Consider the following 13,125-nt stretch of genomic DNA (forward strand, 5'->3'; position numbering starts at 1 on the left):
TACAAAAATGGCAAATAAAGTAGAAGTTAAAGAATTACTTGATGCAGGTGTACACTTTGGACACCTTACCAGAAGATGGAATCCAAACATGGCTCCTTATATTTATATGGAGCGTAATGGTATTCACATCATCAACCTATATAAAAGTGCTGCTAAAATGCAAGAGGCTGGTGAAGCCCTTAAAAAAATAGCAGCCAGCGGCAGAAAAATACTTTTCGTTGCTACCAAAAAACAAGCAAAAGAAATCGTAGCTGAGCAAGCTGAAAAAGCAAATATGCCTTACATCACTGAAAGATGGCCAGGTGGTATGCTTACCAACTTTGTTACTATCCGTAAAGCTGTTAAGAAAATGGCTTCTATCGATAGAATGAAAAAAGACGGTACTTTTAATACTCTTTCTAAGAAAGAACGTCTTCAGGTAGATCGTTTAAGAGCTAAGTTAGATAAAAACTTAGGATCTATTGCAGATATGACCAGACTTCCAGGGGCATTATTTGTAGTAGATATCACTCGTGAACACATTGCTATAAAAGAAGCTCAAAAATTAAACATTCCAATTTTTGCTATGGTAGACACGAATTCAGATCCTCGTGAAGTGGATTATGTAATTCCTGCCAATGATGATGCTTCAAAATCCATCAATAAAGTAGTATCTTATGTATCAGAATCTATCGTAGAAGGTTTATCTGATAGAAAATCTAACAAAGATTCTAAAAAAGAGGATAAAGAAAGCAAAAGCGAAAAAGCTCCAAAAATGCCAAAAGCAGAAGGAGAAGTTCCATCTAAAGATGCATCAGACAAAAAAGCCATGAAAGAGGCTAAGAAAGATGTTAAACTAGAGTCTAAACAGGAAACTTTAGAGAAAGCGACCTCTTCTAACGAAGAAGAATAAAATATAACATTTTGGTAAACTCTATAAGTCGTTTAGTTTATTTCTTTACAAAATAACTAAACGACTTATAATATCAAGAACCTCAAGGGAAACCAGCGAGGTATGAGTCTGAAAACTTTTTATACAATTTCGAGGCTAGCCTCGGGGAATTAAACCCTCCATGAGGGATTAAAAACTAAAACAACTATGGCAAAGATAACCGCCGCTGAAGTAAATAAATTGAGAAAAGCTACGGGAGCAGGAATGATGGACTGTAAAAAAGCTCTTGTAGAAGTTGATGGTGATTTTGATAAAGCAATTGAAGTTCTTCGTAAAAAAGGACAGAAAGTAGCCGCCAAAAGAGCAGATAGAGAATCTTCTGAAGGTGCTGCTATCGCTAAAGTAAATGCAGATGCTACTAAAGGCGCTGTTATTTCTTTAAACTGTGAAACAGATTTCGTAGCTAAAAACGATGACTTCGTAAAACTAGCTAATGATTTTGCAGACCTAGCGCTTCAGGTTTCTACTAAAGAAGAATTATTAGCTGCAGATTATAACGGTATCTCCGTTCAGGATAAATTAACTGAACAAACAGGTGTTATCGGTGAAAAAATCGAGATCGGATCTTTCAAAACTTTAGAAGCTCCTTTCGTAGGTTCTTATATTCATGCTGGTAATAAAATTGCTGTTTTAACAGGTCTTTCTAAAAACGTAGCCGGAGCAGAAGAAGCTGCAAAAGATGTTTCTATGCAAGCTGCTGCCATGAACCCGGTAGCCCTTAACGAAGAAGGTGTTGATCAAACAACTATCGAGAAAGAAATCGAGATCGCAAAAGATCAACTAAGAGCTGAAGGTAAACCTGAAGACATGTTAGATAACATCGCTAAAGGTAAAATTAAGCGTTACTTTAAAGATAACACATTGGTAAACCAGGCGTTTATTAAAGATAACAAGCAAACTGTTGCAGAATATGTAAAATCTGTAGATGCAGATCTTACTGTTGTTGCTTTTGAAAGAGTTGCTTTAGGAGAATAATTTCTTCAGAAAAATATATTGATAAAAACCGCTTCAGTTGAAGCGGTTTTTTTATTTTACTCGATAAGCGAGCATTACATGCTGCCATGCTTCCCTATAACGAGATTGGTATAGGCAACTACAATAAAAATCATTTTCTAACAAAATAGCTGTCTAAAAAGTATCCAAAACATCCTTAAACAATTCCGATGACTATCGGAACAACCTGGCAAAAATTGACTTTTTAGATAGTCTCTCTTTAATTCTATGTCATCAAAACCATTTAAATTCAAACAATTCGAAATCCATCAGGATCGCTGTGCTATGAAAATAGGAACAGACGGTGTACTTTTAGGCGCATGGGTAGATCTTTTAGAAGATACAGATAGCATTTTGGATGTGGGCACCGGTACCGGTGTCATTGCCCTTATGATGGCACAGCGTTCCTCAGCGCAACTTATAGATGCTATTGAAATAGATGAAAATGCCTACGAACAGGCTGTAGAAAATTTTGAACATAGTGACTGGGGAGATCGTCTTTTTTGTTATCACGCCGAGTTTGGTGAATTTGTAGAAGAAATGCAGGACGAAGAAAAATACGATTTGATTATTTCCAATCCACCATTCTACAATTCAGATTATAAAACTGCTTCAGAAGCACGCGATATGGCACGTTTTCAGGACGCTTTACCTTTTCGACTTTTGCTAGAAGGCGCAACTTATCTTCTTTCAGAAAAAGGAAGACTGGCCGTTATTATTCCTAAAAGCCAGGAACAGGATTTTCTAGAACTCGCCGGTGATTTTAATCTTTTCCCTGAAAAAATTACTTATGTAAAAGGAACGCCTACCTCAGAAATAAAAAGATGCCTAATTTTATTGGGGTTAGAACCTATTGAAGTTTTAAAAGAGGAATTAACTATTGAACATCAAAGACATCAATATACCACACCCTATCAAAAACTGGTCGCCCCTTTCTACCTGAAAATGTAATTTCTATTGATTCCTATTAAAAACTTGGTTACATTTAATGAAACTACACATTGCAAATGAAACCAGATCTTTTTACAGCACCAGATTATTATAATCTTGACGACTTACTAAGCGACGAACATAAAATGGTACGAGAGGCCACTCGCGCCTGGGTAAAAAAAGAGTTAAGCCCTATTATCGAGGATGCCGCTCAAAAAGCAGAATTCCCAAAAACTTTACTAAAAGGTTTAGCTGATATTGGTGCTTTTGGCTCCTATATTCCTGAAGATTATGGTGGCGCCGGCTTAGATCAGATTTCATACGGAATCATAATGCAAGAAATCGAAAGGGGTGATAGCGGCATACGCTCTACCGCTTCAGTACAATCATCTCTGGTTATGTATCCCATCTACGCATATGGTTCTGAAGAACAAAAGAAAAAATATCTTCCTAAATTAGCTTCCGGAGAATTGATAGGATGCTTTGGTCTAACCGAACCAGATTTTGGCTCGAATCCCGGTGGAATGCTCACTAATTTTAAGGACAAAGGAAATCATTACCTACTTAACGGAGCAAAATTATGGATTTCTAACGCACCTTTTGCAGATATAGCAGTAGTATGGGCCAAAAACGAAGAAGGTAGGATACACGGACTTATTGTGGAACGTGGCATGGAAGGCTTCTCTACTCCAGAAACTCACAATAAATGGTCGCTTCGTGCCAGCGCCACTGGTGAACTTATTTTTAATAATGTAAAAATTCCAAAAGAAAATCTTTTACCCCAAAAAAGCGGATTGGGCGCACCACTTGGCTGCCTTGATTCTGCCAGATATGGAATCGCTTGGGGCGCTATTGGAGCTGCCATGGATTGTTATGATACCGCATTACGTTATGCTAAAGAAAGAATCCAGTTTGGAAAACCTATCGCGGAAAAGCAACTTCAGCAGAAAAAATTAGCTGAAATGATTACTGAAATTACCAAGGCCCAGTTATTAGCATGGCGATTAGGAACTCTTAAAAACGAAGGAAAAGCATCTTCAGCACAAATATCCATGGCCAAAAGAAACAATGTTGATATGGCCTTAAAAATTGCCAGGGAAGCTCGGCAGGTTTTAGGAGCGATGGGCATAACAGGAGAATACAGCATTATGCGCCATATGATGAACCTGGAAAGTGTTATCACCTACGAAGGCACTCACGACATTCACCTTTTGATTACGGGAATGGATATTACGGGGCACTCCGCTTTTTAAAATTCTAATGCTTATCCATTACACTTTCCCCTATGACGATCAAATTTCGATAAAATAGCATCATAAAAGATCAAAACAAGGGCAACGCTTACAACGCTTGCCCTTTTTATATTTCTCGCAGCATTTGGTTTTTAATTTCATTTGCTTTTTAGGCACTACCCCTTCTACCCTAAGAAAATCCTTAGATTTCTCAGAATAAAAAATAATGATATTAAAATGAATTAATCCAATCATAATACCTTTCAATTTAACCAGAATTACCGAAATTTGCTATTAACAATCTGTAAAAAGACTGTTACAATTTTAAAATCCCTTGCCAGCAAGTATTTTTGCGGCGAATTTAAGTCAAGTTATGATTAAAGACATCAATAAAGCCCTAAAACCACAGATAGAAACTTTATTAAATCACTCCCTATATTCAAAAGTAAGGTCTCCAAAAGAGTTGCAGGTATTTATGGAGCATCACGTTTTTGCTGTTTGGGATTTTATGTCTTTATTAAAGGCCTTACAGCAAAATCTCACTAAAACTACTAACCCCTGGTTCCCGGTTGGGAATCCTGAAACCAGATATTTAATCAATGAAATTGTCCTGGCCGAGGAAACCGATGTTAATTTCTACGGAAAACACCAAAGCCATTACGAGATGTACATTGATGCTATGGAAAAAGCAGGAGCAAATACAACCAAAATCCATAGTTTTTTAGATCAGGTCATTCATGGTACCGATATATACTTAATTATTGCAGCAAGTGATTTACCCTGGAGTATCAAACAGTTTTTAAAATTTACTTTTGAAACCATTTCTGAAGGCAAACCACACAAAATAGCCTCTGCATTTACCTTTGGAAGGGAAGGATTAATCCCTGGGATGTTTACTTCTATCATCGGAAATATCCAGAAGAATTTTCCTGAAAAAGACTTACAATTATTCAAATATTACTTTGACCGCCACATAGAACTGGATGATGATGAACATGGGCCGATGGCCTTTGAAATGATTGAACACCTTTGTGGAAAAGATACCGACAAATGGCAGGAAGTTGAAGCCATTGCCAAACAAGCTCTAGACGCCCGAAGCGAACTATGGGACGGTATAGAACGTGAAATTGAATTGCTTACAAACACAACAGCCAATTCTTAAAGAACTGGCTGTTGTGTTTGTTTTTTTCTAAGTAGACTCCGGTGCTAATTTAACTTCCAGACCATCCAGATCTTCCGTAATGGGAATTTGGCAACTTAATCGGCTATTATCCTCTACAAAGAATGCCTGATCCAGCATATCCTCCTCTTCAAAACTCTGCTCCGGTAACATATGCTCCAAATTAAGCACGTAACACTGGCAGGACGCACACATGGCCATCCCTCCACAGATACCAATCGTACCCTCAGGTGCTAGTTCGTAAGAACGAATTACTTCCATTAAGTTCATATTCATATCTGTAGGTGCATCTACAGTATGTGCTTCTCCTTCCCTGTCAATGATGGTTATTTTTATATCAGACATGTCTCAATATTTTGAAGCTTTACACTTCTACTACTAATTTATACTTTTAACTACTTCTTTCTTAGCTTCTTTCCTACTTCCGTCGAAACCATTAACCCCACTTACGGTCGTATATTTCATCACGTATTTCTTATCAGGAAATATACGTTGATAAGCACTCTGGCACATAATTGCAGCTTCATGAAAACCGCAAAGAATCAACTTTAATTTACCAGGATAAGTATTTACATCCCCAACCGCATACACACCAGGGATATTAGTTTGATAATCATACGTGTTATCAACTTTTATAGCGTTCTTTTCAATTTCCAGTCCCCAATCACCAATTGGGCCCAGCTTTGGTGATAAACCAAATAAAGGAATAAAATAATCGGTTTCTTTAATCTCTTCTCCAAGAGCCGTATCCTTATGTCTTATTACAACTGCTTCCAGGTCGTCTTCTCCTTTAAGATCAACAACCTCAGCATTGGTCACCAGCTTTATCTTACCAATTTTGGATAATTCTTCTACTTTTTCTACGGAATCTAAAGCTCCTCTAAACTCCTGTCTCCTGTGAACTAAAGAAACCTCTGAAGCTACATCGGCAAGAAAAATAGCCCAGTCTAAAGCAGAGTCACCTCCGCCCGCAATAACTACTTTTTTATCGCGATACACTTCTGGTTCTTTAATCATATATGCTACACCTTTATCCTCAAAATCTATAATATTGGGAATAGGTGGTTTTCTGGGCTCGAAACTTCCTAAACCACCGGCAATAACAACTACCGGCGCATGGTGCTTTGTTCCTTTATTGGTAGTTACTATAAAACTACCGTCTTCTTGTTTATCGATGGTTTCAGCACGCTCACCCAAAGTAAAACCTGGTTCAAAAGCTTTAATTTGCTCCATTAAATTACTTACAAGATCTCCTGCGAGCACTTCTGGAAAACCGGGAATATCATATATGGGTTTCTTAGGATATATTTCTGAACATTGCCCCCCAGGTTGTGGTAAGGCGTCGATAAGATGACATTTTAATTTTAACAATCCTGCTTCAAAAACAGTAAAAAGGCCTGTTGGTCCTGCACCAACAATTATCATATCTGTTTTAATCATAATGTTTAGGTTAATTTGGAGGCTTACTCAATAACCGAGATTAAATACTTCGTGACTTCTCCCGAAATAAAAACCTATTTCTAATCACTACCTCACAAGTTTGTCCTGATAAATTACTTCTGGATATTTATTACTTCCTCTATCTGGGGCACATACTTTTTAATAGTCATTTCTACCCCAGACTTTAAAGTCATTTGATTTACAGAGCAACCCACACAAGCCCCCTCTAACTGTACCTTTACTAAACGGTCGTCTTCAATCGCAACCAAAGAGATATCCCCCCCATCACTTTCTAAAAAAGGGCGAATTTCGGCTAATGCCTTCTCTACATTAAGTTTTATTTCTTCGCTTGTCATTTACTTAGTTTTAACCGCACTACATCCAGCCATCGTGGTGATCTTAATCGCCTCGGTTGGAGGTAAGCTTTTGTTTCTATTTACCGTTTCCTGAACCATATTTCTGGTAATCTCCTTAAAAGATTCCTCTAAAGGGGTTTCTTCCTGAAGCGCCGCAGGACGACCAATATCACCTGACTCTCTAAGACTTTGCACCAATGGAATTTCTCCTAAAAACGGCACCTGTAAATCTTCAGAAAGGTTTTTAGCTCCCTGCTCGCCAAAAATATAATACTTGTTATTTGGCAACTCCTGTGGGGTAAAATACGCCATATTTTCAACAATACCCAGCACTGGTACGTTTATACTTTCCTGCTGAAACATCGCCACTCCTTTTTTAGCATCTGCTAATGCTACATTTTGTGGTGTACTCACCACAACAGCACCGGTAATAGGAAGCGATTGCATGATAGAAAGGTGAATATCCCCCGTTCCCGGAGGCAAATCGACTAAAAGAAAATCAAGGGCTCCCCAGGCGGCATCAAAAATCATTTGATTTAGTGCTTTAGCAGCCATTGGCCCTCTCCAGATCACAGCCTGGTTTGGTTTGGTAAAAAAACCTATAGAAAGTATTTTAACTCCATAATTTTCTACTGGCTTCATTTTAGATTTTCCGTCAACATTCACAGATAATGGGCGCTCTGCCGCCACATCAAACATGATAGGTACTGATGGACCATAAATATCTGCATCTAAAACACCCACTTTAAAGCCCATTTTGGATAAAGTAACCGCTAAATTTGCTGTAACCGTAGATTTTCCTACACCCCCTTTTCCTGAGGCTACGGCAATTATATTTTTAATACCGGGAATTGGTTTTCCTTTAATCTCAGGCGCCTTTTTCTCAGTAGCAGGTGCTTCAACCTTAATATTTACTTTTATTTTTGCTTTTTCATAGACTTTTTCGTGAATAGCTTTCATCACATCTACCTCTGCCCTCTTTTTTATATGAAGTGCAGGCGAACTTAATACTAGATCGACAATAACCTCATCACCAAAAGTCATAACGTTTTGCAAAGCACCACCTTCTACCATGTTTTTACCTTCTCCGGCAACACTAATAGATTCTAATGCTCTGATTATTTCTTTTCTATCTAATTTCATAAAAATTTTTAGTCAGAATATCTTTTAATTAGATCGATTCTAAACGCAAATATACTTTGAAATGCTAAAAACACGAAGCATTTATAAAGAATTGATCTATTCTATGATAAACATAATTAATTCCGCCTTTCCGATAGGAAACACATTTCATTTAGTATAGCGAACATCTAAAACCTTACAGAAATATATTTCTTAATACGGCTCCTCCAATTGGGTCATTGGGTCCCAAAAAACAGAATCAAAATCAAGGACTTTCATATCCCTTATTTTCACACCCTCAGCCTCCAGCAATTGTTGCATGGCATTAGAACCCCCAAAATGACTTTTACCGGTAAGCATACCATTTCGGTTGACTACCCGATGCGCAGGAACATCTTCCCTGTTTTTAGAAGCATTCATGGCCCAACCTACCATTCTGGCACTTTTTGCAGCACCAAGATATTTGGCAATAGCACCGTAAGAAGTTACCCGGCCTTCAGGAATTTGCGCGGCTACTTTATATACTTTTTCAAAAAAACCAGATTTATCTATCGTACTCATGAATTGTATATTCTAATAATGGTAATAACCACAAGCACCGCCATTAAACCTGCCATAAAGTAATTAGAATATTTAGCGAATCGCTCTGCCTTTTTTTCAATCTTAATAAAGGAAAGTACATACAGATACAAACTGGTAAAACTACCAAGCGACGCTGCGACTGCAAAGGCAATAATTTTAAACCAGTTATAACTAACGCCAACCCCTACGTTAAAAGCACCGGCAATAGCACAAAAATAAGGGATGGGAAAAATATTTAATGCTGCTATAATCATCCCCTTATATAAACTACTATTTTCCTTTTTCTTGGAATGTGCAGGCATGCCTTTTTTCTTTTTAGCCTGAACAAAGAAAAACACTCCTAAAATACTGAATATAACCAAAGCAGCCCTCAGCATAATCCTTCTCACGAATTCGTGCTCAAAAATATACTTGGCTAGTAAAACGGCAATAAAGGCCTGAAGAAGAATTACTACAGAAGCTCCTATAGCTACAAGCATCCCATTTTTCTTACCACGTTCAATACAGGTTTTAGCGACAGTCATATTCACCAAACCAGGCGGCAAAACTCCAAAAAGCGCCGCGAAATAAACAATGAGAAAAATTTTTGCTTCTTCCAACAACCTGTTATTTTATTCTAAATTTAATATAAGTAATTGGTTTTCCCTTCTCAAGATACTGTTTTTCGTAGAAAGTTTGTATCCTGGTCACCTCTTTTGGAGCCCCTTCATTTTTATAGACATGGTGGTTAGCATAAATAACTTCGTGCCCTGCACCATGTAAAAGGCCTAAAGTATAACCGTGCATAAATTCACTATCGGTTTTTAGATTTACCACCCCATCGGGTTTCAGTATCTTTTTATACTTCTGTAAAAAACCGGTGTTTGTTAAGCGGTGTTTGGTTCGTTTATATTTAATCTGCGGATCCGGAAATGTAATCCAAATTTCACTAACCTCATTTTCAGCAAAAGCATAATCGATAAGCTCGATTTGCGTTCTTAAAAACCCCACATTATCCAATCCTTCTTCTAAAGCTGTTTTAGCGCCGCGCCAAAAACGAGCCCCTTTAATATCGATTCCGATAAAATTCTTTTCTGGAAAAGCCTGCGCCAATCCAACACTATATTCGCCCTTACCGCATCCTAATTCTAAAATAATTGGCTGATCATTTTTAAAAAAATCAGCATTCCATTTTCCCTTATATTGAAAGTCGGCCTCGGTAAGCATCTCCCTTGTTGGCTGAATGACATTTGAAAATGTTTCGTTCTCTTTAAAACGTTTTAATTTATTCTTACTTCCCACAGCTGAAATTTGATTTTCGGCAAATTTATAGAATTATATTTCAGTTTTTAGCAAAGTTAATACTACAAATGTATAATTTCAGGATTCAAACACAAGCTTTTAGAAAATTGCCATGGAGATTTAAAAATTTCGTGATGTTTTTTTAATGCTTAAAAACCGGCTGAAGCTTCTACGAATTTATATTTGCAATATGCAAAAAAAACGAATTTTAGTTGCGGCCTTAAATTGGGGACTGGGGCATGCCACCAGATGCATACCCATTATAAAAGCACTGCTAAAAAACGATTACGAACCTGTTTTAGCTTCTGATGGTGATGCCTTACGACTTTTAAAAAAAGAATTCCCACATATTATTTGTCTGGAATTACCATCATATAATATAAAATATACCGAAGATCCCGGAAACTTAAAATGGAAATTACTTTTTGACAGCCCACGTATTTTAAATGTCATTAAAGCTGAAAAAAAAATGACACAGGGTATTATTCGGGATTATCAAATTTCGGGAATCATTTCAGATAATCGCTGGGGAGTAAGAAATAAGCAATTAAGATGTGTATTTATCACTCATCAACTTCAGGTACTTTCAGGAAACACCACCTACTTCAGTAGCAAAATTCAGCAAAAATATATTGAAAAATTTGACGAATGCTGGGTACCTGACCTACCAGGCAGTAAAAATCTAAGCGGTATATTGGGACACCTAAAAACAGAGAATTCCGCCATAAAATATATTGGCCCTTTAAGCAGAATCGAAAAACGCTCTTTACCCATAGTTTATGATTACCTGATTATTCTATCCGGTCCCGAGCCGCAGCGAAGCTTTTTAGAAAAGCGTCTACTGGATGCTTTTAAAGATACCGAACACAGGATTTTATTTATAAGAGGTGTTTTTTCCGTGGAAGAAATGAGCTTGAAAAACACCAATATCAATATTAGAAACCATCTTTATGGAGCATTTTTGCAACAAGCCATGAATAGTTGTAAATACGTTATAGCAAGATCCGGCTACACCACGATTATGGATCTTTATAAGATTGAAGCGAAAGCTTTCTTTATACCAACCCCGGGACAGTTTGAACAGGAATATCTGGCTGAGCGTTTGGAAAAACTTGGTATTGCCCCGCATTGTAAACAAGAAAACTTCTCTTTAGAGAAATTGGGAAATTTAGAGGATTTTTCAGGCTTCAGCAATTTCAGTTTCGAGTACCCTTTTAGGGATCTCTTTACTCTTTTCCAGCGTGAATGAAAATTCACTCCCCACCCCAAATACACTTTCTACATAGATTTTTTCACTATGGGCCTCTATGATGTGCTTAACAATTGATAAACCTAAACCGGAGCCCCCTTCTTTTCGGGAACCACTTTTATCTACACGATAAAAACGTTCAAATAAACGCGGAATATTAGTTTTAGCGATTCCTTCACCGTTATCGGTAACCCTAACAATCACTTTGTTTTTAATTAGATTTTCTATACTAATCTCTGTAGTACCGCCTTCTTTGCCGTACTTAATGGAATTGACTACCAGATTTGTAATAACCTGCTGAATTCTTTCCTCATCGGCTCTTACCCAGATCGCTTCCTGATAATCCATATCAAACGTAAGGGTTATATTCTTTTTAGCTGCCTTCATCTCTAATAGATCAAAGGTGTTTTGAATTAATTCAACAATATCAAAATCTTCGATATAAAGATGTAAATCACCTGTTTCTAATTTGGTGATCATATCCAGATCTTTTACGATATAGATAAGGCGCTCTACTCCTTTACTGGCGCGTTGCAGATATTTTTTACGAACGCTTTTATCTTTCATCGCCCCGTCCAATAAAGTTAAAATATATCCCTGTACAGTAAACAGTGGTGTCTTTAACTCGTGCGAAACATTTCCCATAAATTCTTTACGGTAATTCTCGCGCACCTTTAAAGTCTCGATCTCAAGTTTTTTATGTTCAGCAAATTTCTCTACCTCTCTGGTAAGTGAAGCCATATCTGTTGTAACCTGATTAGGGTTTAGGGTAGAAGAGTCTAATAAGGAAACATCGTCGTAAATTTTCTTAATCCTTTTATAGATAAAATTCTCTACCCGATATTGTGTAATAAAGAAGGAAAACGTGTAGCAAACCAATGCAAATCCCATCAGTGCCCACCAATGAAAGTTCCCAGAAAAATAAGAAAAAGCAGTCCATAGACCGCTTAAAAACAAGGTTAGATATAAAGAGGTCTTTATTGCAAATGTGTAGGACTTCTTAAATTTTTTCGCCATTAAACTACAAACTTATAACCAACTCCTTTTACGGTTTTAAAGCTGTCGTCACCTATTTTTTCTCTTAATTTACGAATATGTACATCTATAGTACGCCCGCCAACGACAACTTCGTTACCCCAAACTTTATCAAGAATATCCTCTCTTTTAAATACCTTTCCTGGCTTAGAGGCTAATAGTGAAAGTAATTCAAATTCTTTACGAGGCAAAATCATCTCCTCTTTATTCTTCACTACTTTATATTCATCTCTATTAATAACAATCTCTCCTACCTTTACAATATTAGAGCCTGTTTCTTCATCCCTAAACCTTCTAAGTAATGCTTTTACCTTACTTACTAAAACTTTTGGCTTTATAGGCTTGGTAATATAATCATCTGCACCGGCATCAAAACCTGCCATTTGTGAGTAATCTTCTCCTCTGGCGGTTAAAAAAGTAATAATGGTATCTTCTAACTCTGGTATTTTTCGCATTTGCTCACAGGCTTCTATCCCATCCATACCTGGCATCATCACATCCAGTATAATTAAATGTGGTGATTTTTTCTTCGCCACCTTTACCGCCTCTGCGCCATTATCAGCAGTGATTACCTGATAACCTTCTGCAGAAAGATTGTAGCCTACGATCTCCAGGATATCTGGTTCGTCATCTACCAGAAGGATTCTGATGTCTTTTTTCTTCATTTTAGTATCGATTTTAACAAATACGCGGTAAATGTAATTATTAATTTGAATCTACAATTTAAGCATTTATTTAGTAACCTTTACATAACACTAAAATGACAAAGCGTTAATTTGCGGTTAACACAAGCT

Annotated in this window: 15 protein-coding genes; 6 read left to right on the forward strand and 9 right to left on the reverse strand. The window is 37.1% G+C overall.

The window, feature by feature from the left end; translation table 11 throughout:
* The first annotated feature begins 7 nt into the window (after positions 1 to 7).
* From rpsB to AC13DP_RS14820, 5 genes are all read left to right on the forward strand, one after another.
* Complete coding sequence (rpsB, locus tag AC13DP_RS14800; protein ID WP_013070025.1) at positions 8 to 892, forward strand: 30S ribosomal protein S2; 885 nt, start codon at positions 8 to 10, stop codon at positions 890 to 892.
* 186 nt (positions 893 to 1,078) lie between these two features.
* Complete coding sequence (tsf, locus tag AC13DP_RS14805; RefSeq protein ID WP_228249659.1) at positions 1,079 to 1,906, forward strand: translation elongation factor Ts; 828 nt, start codon at positions 1,079 to 1,081, stop codon at positions 1,904 to 1,906.
* 246 nt (positions 1,907 to 2,152) lie between these two features.
* Positions 2,153 to 2,875: a tRNA1(Val) (adenine(37)-N6)-methyltransferase gene (locus tag AC13DP_RS14810; protein WP_483068021.1), complete on the forward strand. Its 723-nt coding sequence runs from the start codon at positions 2,153 to 2,155 to the stop codon at positions 2,873 to 2,875.
* A 56-nt stretch (positions 2,876 to 2,931) separates the two neighbouring features.
* Positions 2,932 to 4,107 carry an acyl-CoA dehydrogenase family protein gene (locus AC13DP_RS14815; protein WP_347407307.1) on the forward strand — a complete coding sequence of 392 codons (1,176 nt, stop codon included), beginning with the start codon at positions 2,932 to 2,934 and terminating at the stop codon, positions 4,105 to 4,107.
* A 352-nt stretch (positions 4,108 to 4,459) separates the two neighbouring features.
* The gene (locus tag AC13DP_RS14820) at positions 4,460 to 5,248 is read left to right on the forward strand and encodes a DUF3050 domain-containing protein (protein WP_483068022.1); all 789 of its coding nucleotides are present in this window, start codon (positions 4,460 to 4,462) and stop codon (positions 5,246 to 5,248) included.
* A 27-nt stretch (positions 5,249 to 5,275) separates the two neighbouring features.
* Here AC13DP_RS14820 and AC13DP_RS14825 read toward each other — a convergent pair whose 3' ends face one another.
* The 7 genes from AC13DP_RS14825 to trmB all read right to left on the reverse strand — a co-directional run bounded on the left by AC13DP_RS14825 (position 5,276) and on the right by trmB (position 10,047).
* Positions 5,276 to 5,611: a 2Fe-2S iron-sulfur cluster-binding protein gene (locus AC13DP_RS14825; protein WP_013070019.1), complete on the reverse strand. Its 336-nt coding sequence runs from the start codon at positions 5,609 to 5,611 to the stop codon at positions 5,276 to 5,278.
* Between the two features lie 33 nt (positions 5,612 to 5,644).
* On the reverse strand, positions 5,645 to 6,706 hold the full coding sequence (locus AC13DP_RS14830) for an NAD(P)/FAD-dependent oxidoreductase (RefSeq protein ID WP_483068023.1): 1,062 nt from the start codon (positions 6,704 to 6,706) through the stop codon (positions 5,645 to 5,647).
* 113 nt (positions 6,707 to 6,819) lie between these two features.
* The gene (locus AC13DP_RS14835) at positions 6,820 to 7,062 is read right to left on the reverse strand and encodes a NifU family protein (protein ID WP_013070017.1); all 243 of its coding nucleotides are present in this window, start codon (positions 7,060 to 7,062) and stop codon (positions 6,820 to 6,822) included.
* A complete protein-coding gene (locus AC13DP_RS14840) occupies positions 7,063 to 8,205 on the reverse strand; it encodes an Mrp/NBP35 family ATP-binding protein (protein WP_013070016.1) in 1,143 nt (380 codons plus the stop codon).
* A gap of 192 nt (positions 8,206 to 8,397) precedes the next feature.
* Positions 8,398 to 8,745 carry an MGMT family protein gene (locus AC13DP_RS14845; RefSeq protein WP_347407303.1) on the reverse strand — a complete coding sequence of 116 codons (348 nt, stop codon included), beginning with the start codon at positions 8,743 to 8,745 and terminating at the stop codon, positions 8,398 to 8,400.
* Entirely contained in the window at positions 8,742 to 9,365 is a 624-nt protein-coding gene (locus tag AC13DP_RS14850) for a LysE family translocator (protein WP_483068024.1), read from the reverse strand. Before AC13DP_RS14850 ends, AC13DP_RS14845 begins: the two co-directional genes overlap by 4 nt.
* 7 nt (positions 9,366 to 9,372) lie before the next feature.
* Positions 9,373 to 10,047, reverse strand: a complete 675-nt coding sequence (gene trmB, locus AC13DP_RS14855; RefSeq protein WP_272957899.1) for a tRNA (guanosine(46)-N7)-methyltransferase TrmB — start codon at positions 10,045 to 10,047, stop codon at positions 9,373 to 9,375.
* A 190-nt stretch (positions 10,048 to 10,237) separates the two neighbouring features.
* Here trmB and AC13DP_RS14860 point away from each other — a divergent pair, with 190 nt between their 5' ends.
* A complete protein-coding gene (locus AC13DP_RS14860) occupies positions 10,238 to 11,296 on the forward strand; it encodes a glycosyltransferase (protein ID WP_483068025.1) in 1,059 nt (352 codons plus the stop codon).
* Here the strand turns inward: AC13DP_RS14860 and AC13DP_RS14865 are convergent.
* The gene (locus tag AC13DP_RS14865; RefSeq protein WP_041578580.1) at positions 11,228 to 12,313 is read right to left on the reverse strand and encodes a sensor histidine kinase; all 1,086 of its coding nucleotides are present in this window, start codon (positions 12,311 to 12,313) and stop codon (positions 11,228 to 11,230) included. The genes AC13DP_RS14860 and AC13DP_RS14865 overlap by 69 nt on opposite strands.
* Positions 12,313 to 12,996 (reverse strand): response regulator transcription factor, encoded by a 684-nt coding sequence (locus AC13DP_RS14870; protein WP_013070010.1) that lies wholly within the window; start codon positions 12,994 to 12,996, stop codon positions 12,313 to 12,315. Before AC13DP_RS14870 ends, AC13DP_RS14865 begins: the two co-directional genes overlap by 1 nt.
* Positions 12,997 to 13,125 lie beyond the last annotated feature (129 nt).

The organism is Zunongwangia sp. L-65, assembly GCF_056859415.1.

What these genes read in the sequence shown, in the direction of transcription:
- AC13DP_RS14835 (WP_013070017.1), bottom strand. Translation starts at nt 7,062, where the DNA reads ATGACAAGCGAAGAAATAAAACTTAATGTAGAGAAGGCATTAGCCGAA.
- AC13DP_RS14840 (WP_013070016.1), bottom strand. Translation starts at nt 8,205, where the DNA reads ATGAAATTAGATAGAAAAGAAATAATCAGAGCATTAGAATCTATTAGT.
- AC13DP_RS14815 (WP_347407307.1), top strand. Translation starts at nt 2,932, where the DNA reads ATGAAACCAGATCTTTTTACAGCACCAGATTATTATAATCTTGACGAC.
- AC13DP_RS14820 (WP_483068022.1), top strand. Translation starts at nt 4,460, where the DNA reads ATGATTAAAGACATCAATAAAGCCCTAAAACCACAGATAGAAACTTTA.
- rpsB (WP_013070025.1), top strand. Translation starts at nt 8, where the DNA reads ATGGCAAATAAAGTAGAAGTTAAAGAATTACTTGATGCAGGTGTACAC.
- AC13DP_RS14865 (WP_041578580.1), bottom strand. Translation starts at nt 12,313, where the DNA reads ATGGCGAAAAAATTTAAGAAGTCCTACACATTTGCAATAAAGACCTCT.
- AC13DP_RS14830 (WP_483068023.1), bottom strand. Translation starts at nt 6,706, where the DNA reads ATGATTAAAACAGATATGATAATTGTTGGTGCAGGACCAACAGGCCTT.
- AC13DP_RS14810 (WP_483068021.1), top strand. Translation starts at nt 2,153, where the DNA reads ATGTCATCAAAACCATTTAAATTCAAACAATTCGAAATCCATCAGGAT.
- AC13DP_RS14825 (WP_013070019.1), bottom strand. Translation starts at nt 5,611, where the DNA reads ATGTCTGATATAAAAATAACCATCATTGACAGGGAAGGAGAAGCACAT.
- tsf (WP_228249659.1), top strand. Translation starts at nt 1,079, where the DNA reads ATGGCAAAGATAACCGCCGCTGAAGTAAATAAATTGAGAAAAGCTACG.
- AC13DP_RS14870 (WP_013070010.1), bottom strand. Translation starts at nt 12,996, where the DNA reads ATGAAGAAAAAAGACATCAGAATCCTTCTGGTAGATGACGAACCAGAT.
- AC13DP_RS14845 (WP_347407303.1), bottom strand. Translation starts at nt 8,745, where the DNA reads ATGAGTACGATAGATAAATCTGGTTTTTTTGAAAAAGTATATAAAGTA.
- AC13DP_RS14860 (WP_483068025.1), top strand. Translation starts at nt 10,238, where the DNA reads ATGCAAAAAAAACGAATTTTAGTTGCGGCCTTAAATTGGGGACTGGGG.